Origin of the sequence: Methylobacterium sp. Leaf466 (genome assembly GCF_001425565.1) — a bacterium.
Lineage (GTDB): Bacteria > Pseudomonadota > Alphaproteobacteria > Rhizobiales > Beijerinckiaceae > Methylobacterium.
Window position 1 is genome coordinate 1 of record NZ_LMRC01000020.1, and the last position, 15,092, is coordinate 15,092.

The 15,092-nt window shown below is 69.8% G+C and carries 15 protein-coding genes, 1 tRNA gene and 1 pseudogene; 1 reads left to right on the forward strand and 16 read right to left on the reverse strand.

Translation table 11 applies throughout. The features are described 5' to 3' along the window. The 16 genes and pseudogenes from ASG59_RS09370 to ASG59_RS09445 all read right to left on the reverse strand — a co-directional run. Positions 1-262, reverse strand: a 262-nt coding sequence (locus ASG59_RS09370) for a helix-turn-helix domain-containing protein (protein WP_156399196.1), incomplete at its 3' end; no start/stop codon positions are given. A gap of 153 nt (positions 263-415) precedes the next feature. Next, positions 416-862, reverse strand: a pseudogene (locus tag ASG59_RS09375) (IS66 family transposase zinc-finger binding domain-containing protein); the annotation flags it as partial. After that, positions 843-1,208, reverse strand: a complete 366-nt coding sequence (locus ASG59_RS09380; RefSeq protein ID WP_056408506.1) for an ImmA/IrrE family metallo-endopeptidase — start codon at positions 1,206-1,208, stop codon at positions 843-845. The gene ASG59_RS09380 and the pseudogene ASG59_RS09375, both read right to left, overlap by 20 nt. 401 nt (positions 1,209-1,609) lie before the next feature. Continuing rightward, positions 1,610-1,701, reverse strand: a tRNA-Ser gene (locus tag ASG59_RS09385). 13 nt (positions 1,702-1,714) lie between these two features. Beyond that, a complete protein-coding gene (locus ASG59_RS09390; protein WP_056408509.1) occupies positions 1,715-2,545 on the reverse strand; it encodes a glycosyltransferase family 2 protein in 831 nt (276 codons plus the stop codon). A 103-nt stretch (positions 2,546-2,648) separates the two neighbouring features. Next, positions 2,649-4,205 carry an AMP-binding protein gene (locus ASG59_RS09395; RefSeq protein WP_056408512.1) on the reverse strand — a complete coding sequence of 519 codons (1,557 nt, stop codon included), beginning with the start codon at positions 4,203-4,205 and terminating at the stop codon, positions 2,649-2,651. Between the two features lie 136 nt (positions 4,206-4,341). Next, on the reverse strand, positions 4,342-5,733 hold the full coding sequence (locus ASG59_RS09400) for a methyl-accepting chemotaxis protein (RefSeq protein WP_055883112.1): 1,392 nt from the start codon (positions 5,731-5,733) through the stop codon (positions 4,342-4,344). Between the two features lie 502 nt (positions 5,734-6,235). Next, complete coding sequence (locus ASG59_RS09405; protein WP_056408515.1) at positions 6,236-7,261, reverse strand: TIGR01620 family protein; 1,026 nt, start codon at positions 7,259-7,261, stop codon at positions 6,236-6,238. A gap of 73 nt (positions 7,262-7,334) precedes the next feature. Beyond that, positions 7,335-8,774: a YcjX family protein gene (locus tag ASG59_RS09410; RefSeq protein ID WP_056408519.1), complete on the reverse strand. Its 1,440-nt coding sequence runs from the start codon at positions 8,772-8,774 to the stop codon at positions 7,335-7,337. A 105-nt stretch (positions 8,775-8,879) separates the two neighbouring features. Then, complete coding sequence (locus tag ASG59_RS09415; RefSeq protein ID WP_056408522.1) at positions 8,880-10,124, reverse strand: hypothetical protein; 1,245 nt, start codon at positions 10,122-10,124, stop codon at positions 8,880-8,882. A 55-nt stretch (positions 10,125-10,179) separates the two neighbouring features. After that, positions 10,180-10,725, reverse strand: coding sequence for a histidine phosphatase family protein (locus tag ASG59_RS09420; RefSeq protein WP_056408524.1), 546 nt, complete (start codon positions 10,723-10,725; stop codon positions 10,180-10,182). A gap of 14 nt (positions 10,726-10,739) precedes the next feature. After that, positions 10,740-11,720, reverse strand: a complete 981-nt coding sequence (locus tag ASG59_RS09425; RefSeq protein ID WP_056408527.1) for an aldo/keto reductase — start codon at positions 11,718-11,720, stop codon at positions 10,740-10,742. A gap of 85 nt (positions 11,721-11,805) precedes the next feature. After that, complete coding sequence (locus tag ASG59_RS09430) at positions 11,806-12,117, reverse strand: type II toxin-antitoxin system RelE/ParE family toxin (RefSeq protein WP_055883123.1); 312 nt, start codon at positions 12,115-12,117, stop codon at positions 11,806-11,808. Continuing rightward, positions 12,107-12,418: a type II toxin-antitoxin system ParD family antitoxin gene (locus ASG59_RS09435; RefSeq protein ID WP_056408530.1), complete on the reverse strand. Its 312-nt coding sequence runs from the start codon at positions 12,416-12,418 to the stop codon at positions 12,107-12,109. The genes ASG59_RS09430 and ASG59_RS09435 overlap by 11 nt, the downstream gene beginning before the upstream one ends. Before the next feature lie 85 nt (positions 12,419-12,503). Next, positions 12,504-13,355 (reverse strand): MoxR family ATPase, encoded by an 852-nt coding sequence (locus tag ASG59_RS09440; protein WP_056408534.1) that lies wholly within the window; start codon positions 13,353-13,355, stop codon positions 12,504-12,506. A 113-nt stretch (positions 13,356-13,468) separates the two neighbouring features. Continuing rightward, on the reverse strand, positions 13,469-13,861 hold the full coding sequence (locus tag ASG59_RS09445) for a response regulator (protein ID WP_055883131.1): 393 nt from the start codon (positions 13,859-13,861) through the stop codon (positions 13,469-13,471). A gap of 426 nt (positions 13,862-14,287) precedes the next feature. Between ASG59_RS09445 and ASG59_RS09450 the strand changes: the two genes are divergently transcribed. Continuing rightward, positions 14,288-15,091, forward strand: a complete 804-nt coding sequence (locus ASG59_RS09450; protein WP_055883133.1) for a class II glutamine amidotransferase — start codon at positions 14,288-14,290, stop codon at positions 15,089-15,091. Position 15,092 lies beyond the last annotated feature (1 nt).

The following is a 15,092-nucleotide window of genomic DNA, read 5'->3' on the forward strand; positions in this document are numbered from 1 at the left end:
CGATCAGCCCGTCCGGTCCATCGGCGTTGAAGGCCACGACCCAGTCGCGCACCGTCTGCAGCCCGACCCCGCCGATCTCGGCCGCCTCCGAGCGCAGAACACCCGCGGCGATCACCGACAGCGCCAACAGGCGGCGGGTCTGCGCCGGATCACGCGAACCCTTGGCCAGACCGCGCAAGGCCTCGGCATCGAAGTCCGATCGCAGCGGCACCGGAGCAGCCAGCGCATCCTCCTCAGGCTCCAAACCCAAGGAAGGAATCACGACCGAGATGCCGACGCTACCCCGCGTGAGTCCTGCTCAGCGAGGCTTGGTATAANGCCAGCGCATCCTCCTCAGGCTCCAAACCCAAGGAAGGAATCACGACCGAGATGCCGACGCTACCCCGCGTGAGTCCTGCTCAGCGAGGCTTGGTATAAGATAGGTAGCAACCGCATGCAGCCGCGGGCCGAAGGGCGTGCCGCGCGCCGCCTCCGGAACAGGTGCGATCACGCGCGCCCCGCAGGTCGGGCACTGCACCGCCAGCTGTTGATGCTGGGTGACGACCGGTGCGACTTCCGGCAGCTCGATCCGTTCGGAGACGCTGACGACCTCGGCGGGAAGGTCCCCGTGCAGGGCGCCGCCGCAGCAGGCGCAGCGGTCGGGCCGATGATCAACGACCGCGTCGGGATCGTCGCTCATCACACGGCTATGGCCCTCGTGGCCGGGCTTGGCCCCGCCAGGTTTGGATTGCTCGCGCCGCTCCTTGCGGTCGGTCGCGGGCGGCTTCGAGGACGTGCGCGAGGTCTTGTCTGGACGCTGCAGACGCAGCACCAGCTCGATCAGTTCCTCGCGGCTCAACCGCTCAAGATCGCTGCGCCCCATCCCACGAAGGAATCAGCGAAACCCGACCCGCGCAAGGGCCTGGGTAATTACAATCCGGGACGTGGTGCGCCATCAGGAAGTGGCCGAGTTCGTGCGCGATAGTGAAGCGGCGACGGGGTTCGCCCCCGCGCTTGGCGAGGACGGTTCCTTCGGACCGCTTCGCGTCGGTGACGAGGCCGCCCTCGAACCCGTCGGTGTCGAGGTCCTCGATCCTCAGGATGCTGAGGCGCACGCACAGCTCCTGGATCGGCACGGGCACCGGGATGTTCGGCTCGGCTTGGAGGATCCGTTTAACGAGCGCCTCAGGCGAGCCCGCGTCCGCCAGATCCTTCCTGCTGATCGGCATTCGCGAAGCCCCTTCCTGTGCCGAGGCGATTCATCGGGCCGCCACGCACGCGCGATTCCGAGATCCGAGAGACCGAGCTTATGCGAGCGGTAACCCAACCGTGCCATCGCGGGCAAAGGCCATGCTGATGTGGCAAGTCGGTCCCTACAATCCCGTGGGCGTCGGCGAGGCCGAAGATCACCGCCACGTTCGAGTAGGCCGGACCGCGAGCGAACGGTTGGTCTAGCGGCGTATCTTGAAGGGGTCGGTGGTCGGCCCAACGGATAGCTGCGGGGGGCGACTGTCCGATGATGTCCGACAACATGGGCTACAAGCCGACATCGAATGTGGGATAAAATGTTGGCTGCCGCTTTAGCCCCAACCTAAAACCGAAGCGAAATCATAAACTTAAGCAAAATGGCTGGCGGAGACGGAGGGATTCGAACCCTCGATACCCCTTTCGGGGCATGCTCATTTAGCAAACGAGTGCCTTCAGCCGCTCGGCCACGTCTCCGCAGGCCACCGCTCTAGAATTTCGTGTCGGGTGGGTCAACCCGGTTTGCATGCGGGCGGGCGGATGGATCCCTGTGGCGCTGCAGGAGGCGCCGTTCGTAGTGCTTGGCCACGCGCAGGTGGCGCGAGATGGCGTAGTTCATGGCCGTGAGGAAGCCGTAGGCGCCGCGCACGGCATGGCGGCGGCCGATGTAGGCTTTCAGGAAATTGCCGGGCAGCTCCAAGAACAGGCGCCAGGTCGGGATGGTGACGCCGCGGGCGTCGAGGTCGTCGGCCTGCTGGTCGGAATAGCGGTTGAGCTTGTCGAGCTGGTCGCCCAGCGAGCGCACCGAGAAATGATGGACCACCCCGGGCAGGCGTCCCGCCTCGACCCCCGCCTGCAGGTCGACGCGGTCGTGGACGGGAGAGGGCGAGTAGCGTCCGCGATCCCGGCGGTAGAGGCGCACCGGTGTCAGGCGATAGGCCCAGGGGTGCGGGCGCGCTTCTCCGGGAAAGATCTCGGCGATGGCGAGGCGATAGGCGGCCAGCGCCGGCTCGCCGGTCGAGAACACCGCACGGATGCTATGCGCCAGATCCGGCGGCACCACCTCGTCGGCATCGAGGTTCAGGAGCCAGACGTGGCGGCACTGCTCTTCGGCGAACCGCTTCTGGGGCCCGTAGCCCGGCCAGTCGTTGTGGATGACGCGGGCGCCCAGGGACGCGGCCAGGGCCTGGGTCCCGTCCGTCGACCCGGAATCCACCACGACGAGATCGTCGGTGAGATCGCTTACCGCCGCGATGGTGGCGCCGAGGCGGTCGGCCTCGTTGCGGGCGATGATGAAGATCGAGAGGGGCAGGACGGTCATGAGGCCGGGTTCGCGTGAATGACCGGCCGGACGGGTATCGGTGCCGGACCCGCGCCCGCTCTATCGGGCGGCGGGTCCACGGACAAGCCGAGGGGCCTGCCCGTCACGGCGACGCCGTTGCGGACCGGTCCAGGGTCTCGGCGAGGCGCTTACGCTGGACCTTGCCGTTGGCGGTGCGCGGCAGGGCGTCGAGGAAATGGATCGCCCGCGGGCATTTGTAGGCGGCGAGCCGCTCGGAGCACCACGCCATGAGCCCGGCTTCGTCGGCGGTGGCATCGGCCTTGAGCACCACGAAGCCGGCGACGACGCTGAGGTCCGGCCGCGGCCGCCACTCGGCGACGCCGACTTCCGCCACGTCGGGGTGGGAGGCCAGCACGCCCTCGACCTCGTTGGGCGAGACCCGGTAGCCGAGGGCGTTCATCAGGTCGTCTGCGCGCCCATGAAACCGGACGTAGCCGTCCGCGTCGATGCTCGCCCGATCGCCGCCGACGAACCACTCCCCTCGCAGCACGGCGGCCTCCTCCTCCGGCCGGTTCCAGTAGCCGAGCATGAGGCCGGGTTCGGAGCGATGCACCGCGAGCAGGCCCTCTTCCCCAGGGGGCAGGGGCCGGTCTCGGCCGTCCTCGGACAGGATCGCGATCCTCCGGCCCGGTTGTGGCCGCCCGGGCGAACCGGGCCGGACCGGCGTCGTAGGGCCGCTCGAGACGTAGGTGGAGATCTCGCTCATCCCCAGCGCCTCGTAGAGCGGCTTGCCGGTGGCCCGCTCCCAGGCCGCCAGCAGCTCCGGCGGCAGGGCCTCGCCGGCCGTGAGGCCGTGTCGCAGGCGGCTGAGACCGTGGGCGCCGAGGTCGGCGTATTTCAGGATCTGTCGGTACAGGCTCGGCACGGCGGCAAACAGCGTGGCGCCGTGAGCGGCGATCAGGCCCGGCCAGCGCGCCGGATCGCGCGGCCCGTCGTAGAGCACGGCGGTGGCGCCGCAAGCCCACGGATCGGTGATGCCGACGCCGAGCGTGTAGGTCCAGTTCATGGTGCCGGCGTGCAGCATCACGTCCGCTTCGCCCAGGCCCTGCCAATGCTCGTGCATCGGCCGCCGCCCGAGCACGGCGCGGTGGGCGTGCAGCACGCCCTTGGGCCGGCTGGTGGTGCCGGAGGTGTAGACCAGGGTGGCCGGATCGTCCGCGGCCGTGTCGGCATAGGTCTGCAGCGGCGGTCCCTCCGCCATGGCGGCGATCTCGTCCGGGCCGATCGCGATCCGGCCGTCGAGGTCGGCCGGTGTGAGCGCGCAGGCGGGGCTCGCCGCCACCACCGCCGCACCCGAATCCGCCACCAGGAAGGCGGCCTCCGCCGGCGTCAGCTGCGGGGACGAAGGCAGGGCGACCAGCCCCGCGGCCAGCGCCCCGAAATACACGAGGACGTAGTCGGCGTCGTTGCCCATCCGGATCATGACCCGCGCGCCCGGCGCGAGGCCGAGGCCGAGGAGGCCGGCGGCGATGCCGCGCACGGCCCGGTCGATCTCGCCGTAGGTGAGGCGCAGCGTCGGCCCGCTCTCCCCGACCATCACCAGGGCGGGCTTGTCGGGGAAGCGGCCGGCCTGCCGTTCGAGGCAATGGCGCGCCGCGTTGAAACGCTCGGGTATGACGACGGGGGGCGTGGAGGTCACGGCATGCGATCCGGCGGTGGGTCGTGATGAGACCTACGCGAGAACGCCCGTCGCACAAGGCCCGGCCGGGAGGGTTTCGACGGAGCCCCCGGCGGTTCTACGCCGCCGGGGGCTCCGTCGGGGATCGCATCCGCGATCAGTTCGCGGCGGAGGGAAGTCCCGCCATCGTCGCGGCGGCCTCGATCATGACGCCCATCGCATCCGTGGCCGCGGTGTAGGCCGGTGTACCGGTGCCCCAATCGCTGGCAACGATGGCCGCGATCATCCTCGCCGCCTCGTCGAGCGCGGTCCTTTCGGCCCTGGCGAAGCGGGCCATCGCCGGGTGGTTCGCGTAGTCGGAGCGGGCGAGGGTCTCGGCGATGGTCGGCCCGGGCCGGCCGGAGATCGTGGCGGCACTGGCCTCCGGCGGAGCAAGGCCGACCAGGATGGTGGCGAGCTTGCGCTTCCAGACCCCGATATCGGCCGGCATCCGGACGAGGACGAAATTCGGGATGTTGGCCCCGGCGGTGTCGAGGGAGGTCTGCCCGAGGTCCTCGGCCTGCTTCAGCCGGACCGTGATCTTCTCGATCTCCTCGTGCGTCTTGGAGGCCTTGGCGGCGATGCCCTGGACGCTGGTGGAGATCTCGGCGGTGGCCGAACGCTGCTGCCCGAGCATCTGCGAGATGGCCTGGTTGAGGTTGCTCGCCTGCGAGATGCGGTCGTTGGTCTGAGCGACGCGGGATTCGAGCTGCTCGACGATCGTGCGACCGGTGGTGACCGCCGCACGGCTCTCCCCGACCGCCACCGAGATCGATGACATCTCTGCGGTGAGCGTGCTGAGGAGCGCCCGGATCTCGCCGGTGGAGCGCGCGGTCTGGGCGGAGAGCGACTTCACCTCGGCGGCGACCACGGAGAAGCCGCGGCCGGCCTCGCCGGCGCGGGCCGCCTCGATGGTCGCGTTGAGGGCGAGGAGATTGGTCTGGTTGGAGATGGAGGCGATGGCGGTGGCCATCACCTCGATCTGCGAGATCGCCCGCTCGAGGACCACGACGCGGTCCGAGATGAGGGAGGTGCGCGATTCGATCTCCTGCATGGCGTTGCGCGCCTGCTCGCCGTCACCGACGCAGGCCTGCATGGCGGTCAGCGCGTCCTGGGCCACGGTGACCACCGTGTCGGAGGTCTGTGAGACTTCGGCGATCGAGGCGGCCATCTCCTCGGTGGCGCCGGCGATGGTCTGGGTGGCGCGGGCCACCTCGCCGACGTCGTAGGTCATCCAGCCGATGTTGATGGTGGCCTCGGAGGCTTCCTTGGCGATGGCGGCCATGTTGCCGAGGTTGCGGCGGCGCTCCTGATCGCGCTTGCCCATGAAGGTGGTGAGCGAGGCGCGCAGCGGGCCCTCGGGCAGATCGAGGGTGGTGAGGTCCTGTGTCGCCATCAGGGTCTCGACGGCCTTCGTCAGACGAGCGGCCTCGTCCTGCGATACGGATTGCGCGTTCGCGACGATGGCCGAAGAATCCTTGCGCGTGCGTCCGAAGGCGAGCCCGATCATCGACGTGAAGTCCTTGTGCGTTTCCTGTCCGAAGGTGCACGCGAACGCTTAACATCGGCTTAGCGGCGGAATGGTTTGGGCGCAGACAGTGGACAGTCGATGTGCTGCAACCGCGAAGAATCGGGAGCACAGTCGCATTCCCCCGCCGCCGACCGACGTCGAATGGCCGATGAACTCTGCGTGATCCCTACGCCAATACGCAGGCCTCACACGCGAGACTGGAGCGGTGGGCTTGCGTAGCGATCGATGCGCACGTCGCCTCACCGCGTGGGCGGCACCGAGGGCGATGAAACGATGATCCGCTCTCGCAAAGCGCCCGGCACCATCGCTGCACGTCCGGCAATGCAGATCCGGCAACGCATGTCCGGGGGCGATGTGGCGGCACGGCGCGACGAGGGCCGATGCGGTGCGAGAGGATGACCGACATCCGCCTGTCGACGCCATCGAACGAATTGCGCGTGCTCTTCGACTGAACCGGGTTACCCGGTGCGCAGGTCGGAATTTACGGGGCCGGCTTTTCCTCTCCGGAGCCCTTCAAAAGTTCGCCCGCCACGTCGGTGATCCGGGGGGCGGGCTCGCGGATGAATGGCAACGGGCGGCACACCGCCATGGCGGCGAGGCCGAAGCGGGCCGTCATCAGGCCATTGAGCACGCCCTCGCCGAGCTTGGCCGAGACGCGGGCGGCGATGCCGAGCCCCAGCGCCTGCTGCAGCATGCTCTCCCCCACCGCCATGCCGCCGGTCACGGTGAGATGGGCAAAGGCCGAGCGGGCGAGGCGCAGGAAGCCGAGGAAGCCGGGACGACCGCCGTAGATGGTCGCGATCCGCCGCAGGAGTCTCACCGCGGAGAACACCACGAAGGCGACGTCGACGATCGCGCGTGGGCTGAGGGCCGTGACGGCGGAGACTTGCTTGGCCGCCGTCGCGACGGCGTTGCGGGCCTGACGGTCGAGGGGCGAGAGCAGTTCGTGCTCGGCGATGGCGAGACGGTCGTCGACGTCGAGGATCGCATCGCCGAGGGTGTCGAGGCGCTTCGTCCCACCCGCCAGGGCCGCGCGGCCGGCATAGAGCGCGGCGAGATCCCGGACGACGGCCTGCGCCCCGGTGTGGTCGCGGGTGGCCATCGCCTCCACGGCCCTAGCCCGCAGGAGCTCGATCCGGCGCTCGCGCCAGATGCCGGCCAACTCGCGCACGACGATGGCGGCCAGCGCGACGGCGGCGAGGCCGAGGAGGACCAGCGCCACCCAACCGAGCCAGGGGGCGGCGGCGAACAGGTCGGAGATCATGCGCTCGAGCGAGAGCCCGATGCCCAGGGACACGAGGCCGCCGAGAGCGACGAGCAGCAGCGACAGCCAGGGCGCGCGGGATTTCGGCGCGACCGGCACGGGCGTCCCGTCCGCGGCCTCGACGATCTCGAACGGCTCTTCCACCATCCGCACCGTGCTCGGCGGCGCGACGTCGCCCTCGATGGCGCCGGTCTGGTCGGCCGCCGGAATGCGGAAGGCGCGGGGGCGCTGGGTCGAGGTCATGGCCGAACCTTTTTGCGAGCGGGCGTCCGGATACGATGCGCCTGCACCCCGGTCGTCGGGTCGACGGACGCGCTCATGCGAGCCTGTCCCCGATCAGGAACTGCATGGCCCGGTCGAGGCGGATCTGCGGCAGATGGCCGGGGCGGCCCAGGGCATCGGGCTTGACGAGGGGGGGGCGGAAGCGGGGAAAGCGCAGGGAGCCCGGCGGCACCGCCCCGTCGAGGACGTCTTCGGGCCGGGCCGGCAGCTCGCCGGGGAAGACGGCGGCTTCGCTCAGACCGTCGAAGGTCTCGTCGCCGACGATCTCTCCCGCCTCCGGCGTGCCGGAGACCGCCCGCAAAACCTCGTCCCCGTCGTGGATCGTGGTCTCGCGGGTGGCCCGCACGGAGGCCAGCGCGACGGTCCCAACCCTGGCACCGGCGGCTTCCGTGCGGCGCATGGCGCGCGAGACCAGGAGGCGCAGCAGCGCGTCGAGGCGGTCGTGGCTAATCTGGTGGAGGTGGTCGGCCTTGGTGGCCGCGAACAGGATGCGTTCGGCACGCGGCGCGAACAGGCGCGAGATCAGGGTGTTGCGGCCGATGCGGAAGCTCAGGAGCACGGCGTCCAGCGCCTCTTCCAGTTCGGCGAGGGCGGCGGGGCCGGCATCGACCGCGGCCAGGACGTCGACGAGGACGATCTGGCGGTCCACCCTCTGGAAGTGGTTGCGGAAGAACGGCTCGACCACCTTGGCCTTGTAGGCCTCGAATCGACGCTCCATCAGCCCCGCGAGGCTGCCGGGGCTCAAGGGCTCGACGAGGCCGTCGAGGGGCGCGAAGGTCAGGGCCGGCGAGCCGGCCAGGTCGCCCGGCATCAGGAACCGGCCCGGCGGGGTGGTCGCCACCGCCTCCGGCCCGGCACGGAGCGCGCCGAGATACGCCTTGAAAGCGGTGCTGGCGCGCTCGGCCACGACCTCGTCGAGGGGAGCGGTGGGATCGAGCGACGTCAGGGTCTCGAGCCAGGGCACGGCGGCACCCGCCCTGCCGCTGCGGCGCGTGCCGGCGATGGTGGCGCGCGACCAGCCGGCATAGCTCTGGTCGATCAGGGCGAGGTCGAGCAGCCATTCGCCGGGATAATCGACCACGTCGAGCATCAGGGTGCCGGGCCCGGAGCGCCAGCCGCCGGCCCGCTCGTACTCGATGGCCAGTCGGAACTGGCTGATGCGATCGGTGGACCGGGGCCAGACCCTGGCGCCGGTGAGCGCCGCGACGTGATCCTCGTAGGGAAAGCGGGGCACGTCGTCGTCGGGCTGGGGCACGAGGCGGGCGCGGCGCAGGCGGCCCTCCTGCGAGGGGGCGAAGGCCGGAAGGGCATGCGCCTCGACGAGGTGATGGATCAGCGCCGTCGTGAACACGGTCTTGCCCGACCGCGCGAGGCCGGTGACCCCGAGCCGGAGGGTCGGCTGGATCAGGAGGTCGCTCGACGCCTCGGCGAAGGCGCGGACGGCGGAGCCGGCGCGCGCGGTAAAGCTGGTCATGCGGAGAGGTTCATCGGCGGCGGGGAGGGGATCGCTCTGGTGCGGCTGAGGTGGCGCGCGCTGTCGGCGACCGCAAGGCCCGGCCCTGGCGCGCCAACGCCGATGTCACGGTCCGGCGGCCGGCGTCGCATCGGCCAGGCGCTGCGACAGCCGCGCGATCGCCGCTGTCACCAAGTCAGGGCCGGCCTTGAGGGTGCCGAGTTCGACCGCCGACATCGCCAGCATGACGGGCGCGAGATTCGGCATCGGCCGGCCGTCGCCATCGAACAGGCGCAGGTCGTCGTCGGGCTTCACCCCGACGCTCGCCGCGATGCGGCCGGCATAGTTGCGGATGCGGGTCTCGTCGTTGGAGCACAGGGGGGCGGGGACGCGCAGGTCGAGGAGCGGAATGCCGGGCAGGCCCGCGGCAATGGCGGGCAGCCCCGCCGATTCCGCGGCGAGCCGATCCGCCAGGGAAGTGGCCGCACGCGCCCCCGGTCGAGGCCGGGACTGTACGGCTGCGGCAGGGCGCCCCGTCACGGGCGAGGGCTTCACGAGGATCTCGGACGGTCTCACCAGCAGGACCGAGGGTCTTGCGACGATCACCGACGGCCTCACCAGCAGGCCGGGGGTCGGGCGCGCCGGCGCGCCGTCGGAGACGGCCTCGGGCGTGCGGCTCGCCACCTGGATCCGCGGCGGCGGCGCGGCCCTGCCGGCCCGTGCCATCAATGCGCGGGCCGACCAGGGCTGGACGCGCAGTCCCGGTGCCCCCCCGGAGGCGCGCTTGGGTCCGCCGCCGGGGGCATTGCGGGCGAGGAAGCGCGCGCGCACCGTCTTGCGCAAGCCCAGCGGCGCGATGTCGGGGGAAACTCCCGCCGCCGCGCTCGGGCCAGGCGAGGCCGACGGCGAGCGGCATTCCGCCGGCGCCCAGCGCCGCACGATGGCGAGCGCGCTTTGACGGCCGAGGTCGCGATAGTAACGGCGCAGCAGCTGCGCGGCCGCATCCGCCCCCGACGCGGCATCGGCGAAGCCGGTATGGCCCTCGGCATCCGCCCCGATCTCGCCGTTCCAGCGCGCGCTCTTGATGCACCAGTAGTTGTTGAGCTTGACGCAGCGGGCGACGAAGGCCGGCGGGTTGGGCGCGTGGCGGGCCACCATCGCCAGGGAGAGTGGGCGCAAAGCCCCGCCCGCCTCGGCCCGCCAGTTCGACACCGCCCGCGCATCGGCCATGAAGCGGCTCGGGGGTTCGGGTGCCGGTCCGGGCAGTGCGAGCATGCCGGCGGCATCGCCGGCCCGGCGGCGCAATGCCTCGATCCCCGGCTCGACCCGGGGCAGGAGGGTGGTGGCGATCACGAGGGCGGTCAGGAGCACGGGCGGTGGACCGTCGGGTTACGGCCCTCGGGAAACGGATGGACCCGCGAACGGTTCACGCGTCCGCCGCCTCGGTCAGGTCGCGGGGCCTGACGAAGCTCACGAGGCGTCCGGTGCCGGTGCCGATCTCGCGCCATGCGTCAGCGTCGAAGGCGATGACGGCGTAGGCGGCCGTCGGAAACTCCGCCGCCAGCCGCTGGCACAGCGCAGCCTCGCCTGCGCCCGCCAGCTGCGTCCCAAGATCCTGAAGGCCGGGATTGTGCCCGATCACGAGGAGGGTGCGGGCCTCGTCCGGTGCCGACCGGATCACCCGCAGGAGGGAGCCCGCGGGCGCCTCGTAGATGCCGTCTGCGATCTCGCAAGGCGGCCGTCCCAGGGCGTCGGCCACGGCCTTCCAGGTTTCACGGGTGCGCTGCGAGGGCGACAGCAGGGCACGATCAGGTATCAAGCCGGCTTCGGCGAGATGGGCACCGATCAGCGGGGCGGCCCGCTTCCCGCGGTCGTTGAGCGGCCGGTCGAGGTCGGCGACGCCGGCGGGATGGTCGGACTTGGCATGGCGCAGGAGGACGAGGCGAAGGGCCCCGGCGTCCGGCGAAGGCATCCGGGTCTGTGCCACTACTGATACCCCACGACCGGGTGCGGCACGTAGCGGGACTCGAGGGCCGCAACCTCGGAGTCCGTGAGGTCGAGGGAGAGTGCGGCCACCGCGTCGTCGAGGTGGTGAGGCTTCGAGGCCCCGATGATCGGGGCGCAGACGCCCGGCTTGCCCGCCACCCAGGCGAGCGCCACCTGCGCCCGCGGCACGCCCCGCTCGCCTGCGATCCGCGCGACCTCGGCGACGACGGCGCGGTCGGCCTCCTCGGCCGAGGCGTAGAGCTTGCGCCCGACCTCGTCGGTGTCCTGGCGCGGGCTGGTCTCGTCCCAGTCGCGCGTGAGGCGGCCTCTCGCCAATGGGCTCCAGGGCAGGATCGCCACTCCCTGGTCGGCACAGAGCGGCATCATCTCGCGTTCCTCCTCCCGGTGCAGCAGGTTGTAGTGGTCCTGCATGGTCGCGAACCGGGTCCAGCCGTTCATGTCCGCCGTGAACAGCGACTTGGCGAATTGCCAGGCGAACATCGAGGAGGCACCGATGTGCAGGGCCTTGCCCGCCTTGACCACGTCGTCGAGGGCTTCCAGCGTCACCTCGATCGGCGTCTCGTAGTCCCAGCGATGGATCTGGTAGAGATCGACGTAGTCGGTCCCGAGGCGTTTCAGGCTCGCGTCGATGGCCGCGAAGATCGCCTTTCGCGAGAGCCCGCCGGCGTTGGGCTGGCTCGTCAGCGGAAAGAAGCATTTCGTCGCCAGCACGATCGCGTCGCGATCGGCGAAGTCCTTCAGGGCCCGTCCCACGATCTCCTCGCTGGTGCCGTCGGAGTAGTAGTTGGCCGTGTCGAAGAAATTGATCCCGAGGTCGAGCGCCTTGCGGATCAGCGGCCGACTCTCGTCCTCGCGCAGGGTCCAGGCATGGGGACCGCGCTCCGGGATGCCGTAGGTCATGCAGCCGAGGCACAGCGGTGAGACGTCGAGGCCGGTGCGGCCGAGTTTTCTGGTTTTCATGGGACCTCTCTTGCAGCCTGCCAGCGTCGGCGGAAGGCCCATTGGGCGTATGTGGTCCGCCGCGTTCGGATCGACAGCGAACGTCTCACAACAGAGCCGCGAGGTCCCGCCGCCCATGGACGATCCTGACGATCTCGACCGAAGAAATGTCCCCCTCATCGTGATCGGGGTAGGTCTCGTAGAGGATCAGAAGGGGTGGTTCGACGAGGACGCGGGCCGAAGGCCGGATATCGGGCCGTCGCGGGCCGATCCGCGGATGGTCGGCGAGTTGGCCGACCCGTTGTTCGATCCGATCGTAAAGACGCTCGGCAGCCGCAGGGTTTTCGGCACCGATCGCCACGTAGTGATCAAGGAGATCCTGCTTGGCGAGATTGGACCAAACGATCCTAGCCGGCATGCTGGGGGTCGTCGCTGGCCAAATCCGGGCCGATGGTCCTGGCTTTCAGGCGTCCGCGTGCTTCCTGGCGCAATGCGCTGAAATCCAGGGCTCCCGAGAGGCCGCCGGATTTTCCTGCGTCCCAGGCCTGCCTTAGGCTCCCGCTGTCATATTCGGTCGACATGGCGCGGTTCTCCGACCAGAGCCTCAAGGCATCCTGAATCACGTCGCTCTGAGATCGGTACTCGCCGGCGTCGACGGCGGATCGAATCTGCGATGCGATCATCTCCGAGAACGCGACCGTCACCGGCTCGTTGTCCATCGTCACGACCGGTCTCCTCGTGTCCGGCAGGTCTTGGCGATCGCCATCATACCCCCTCCCATCGCTATGACCAGCGACGCATGTCTCAACCGCCCCGTCCCTCCCGCCGCATCATGGAGGCCAGCTTCTCGAACAGGCTCACGTCCTGCTCGTTCTTCAGAAGCGCACCGTGCAGGGGCGGGATCAGCTTGCGCGGGTCGCGCTCGCGCACCGTCTCGAGGTCGATGTCCTCGGAGACGAGGAGCTTGAGCCAGTCGAGCAGTTCGGAGGTCGAGGGCTTCTTCTTGAGGCCGGGCGTCTCGCGGACAGCGAGGAAGACCTTGAGCGCCTCGGCCACCAGCCGCGGCTTGATGCCGGGATAATGCACGTCGACGATGGCCTGGAGCGTCTGCGCGTCCGGGAAGGCGATGTAGTGGAAGAAGCACCGGCGCAGGAAGGCATCCGGCAGTTCCTTCTCGTTGTTGGAGGTGATGATGACGATCGGGCGTCGCTCGGCCTTCACGATCTGGCCGGTCTCGTAGACGAAGAACTCCATCCGATCGAGTTCGGTGAGGAGATCGTTCGGGAACTCGATGTCGGCCTTGTCGATCTCGTCGATGAGCAGCACCGGGCGTTCGGGAGCGGTGAACGCCTCCCACAGCTTGCCGCGGCGGATGTAGTGTCCGATGTCCGACACCCGCGGGTCCCCGAGCTGCGAGTCCCGTAGCCGGGAGACGGCGTCGTACTCGTAGAGGCCCTGCTGGGCCTTGGTGGTCGATTTGACGTTCCAGGTCAGGAGCGGCGCACCGAGCCCCCTGGCGATTTCCTCGGCGAGGACGGTCTTTCCGGTGCCGGGCTCCCCCTTTACGAGAAGTGGACGCTCCAGGACGATGGCGGCGTTCACCGCCACGGTCAGGTCCGTCGTGGCGACGTAGGCGTCGGTCCCGGTGAATCGCATCGGATCGTCGTCCCTCGGCTCATGGCTGGCGCCGCTCTCGATGAGCGAACGCGAGGCTCATGAATGGCCTGACGGTCCCGGATGCAAGGCCCCGCACCCGATCGGGCGGCCGATCACGCGGCCTTGGCGGCCAGGGAGGCATGCTCGGCCTGCACCAGCACGTCGAGCACCCGCCAGGGCTTCTGCAGGTAGACGACCTGATTGGACAGGCGTTCGTCACGGCTCGAGTCGTAACCGGAGGTCATGACCACCCGCACGTCCGGCCAGCGGCTCTCGACGGTGTTGGCGAGGGCGAAACCGTCCATCGCCCCGTTCAGGCGGATGTCGGCGAACAGCAGCGCGACGTTGACGTCGGCCCGCTCGAGGACGGCGATGGCCGCCTCTGCGGACGAGCAGGCGATCACGTCGAGGTCGGTCTCCTCCAGGACTGCGGTGGCGAGGTGGCGAAGGGCGGCGTCGTCCTCCACCACGAGGGCGACGGGGCAATCCGAGCGGGTACGGTCCATAGGCTGGCGCTTTCGTCAGGAGATGTCGTCAAGAGGAAACGGGACCACCGCGGAGGGCGGCGCGAATCATTTTCGATGATCGATGCTGGGCTGCAACGGGTCCGGCCGCAAGGGTCCGGGGCGGGCTCCGGCCATGCGGCCGGCGCAGTGCGCGAGGCCGCAGTCGGTCCATCGAGGCCGTTTCGCGCCACAGCCGCCCGCGAAAGAAAGGTGCGAAGAGTCCCGTGGCGCCGCATTAACGACCCGTTCACCACGCAAAAGGGATTGTTGCGGATCGATGACGGCCGCGCGGCCTCCGAACGGCGCAAGTCCTGCTTCGTACCGATGCCGCCGGCAGGCAAGGTCCTGCGAAATCTCGGTTTCGCCTCATCTCAAGTCCTGCTCGACGGACGGGACCGCCACGAACGCGAGGGGTCATAACGAGCGATGTGCCGCTTTCTCGCCTACAGCGGTGAACCGGTCTTCCTCACGGATCTGGTCTGCGCGCCGACGCATTCCCTGGTGCACCAGTCGCTCCATGCGGCCGAGGCCAAGACCGAGACCAACGGCGACGGCTTCGGCATCGGCTGGTACGGCGAGCGGGCCGACCCGGGCCTCTACCGCGACGTCTGCCCGGCGTGGTCGGACGAGAACCTCGTCAACCTGTGCCAGCAGGTTCGCGCCCGCACTTTCTTCGCCCACGTCCGTGCCTCGACCGGTACGGCGACGACGCGGGCGAACTGCCATCCCTTCGCGCACGGCACCCACCTCTTCATGCACAACGGCCAGATCGGCGGCTATGCGCGGATCAAGCGACGGATCGAGGCCCTGATCCCCGACGCGCTCTACGACATGCGGCGCGGCACCACCGATTCCGAAGCGATCTTCCTGCTGGCACTCGCCAACGGGCTGGCCGAGGACCCCGTCGGGGCGATGGCCCAGACGCTCTCCACGGTCCGCGACCTGATGCAGGCGGCCGGCGTCGACGAGCCGCTGCGCTTCACCGCGGTGGTGACGGACGGCGATACGATCACCGCCTACCGCTGGGCCTGCGACGGCCGGCCTCCGAGCCTCTACTATCGGGAAACCGAGACCGGCCTCATCGTCGTCTCCGAACCCATCGACGGCTGCCGCGACGGCTGGCTGGTGGTGCCCAAGGGCGGCACCCTGCAGGCGCGCCGCGGCGGCCCTGCGACCGTGACCGGCGCCGATCAGGTCACGGTCAAGGCCAAGCCGCGCATCGCCGCCTGAC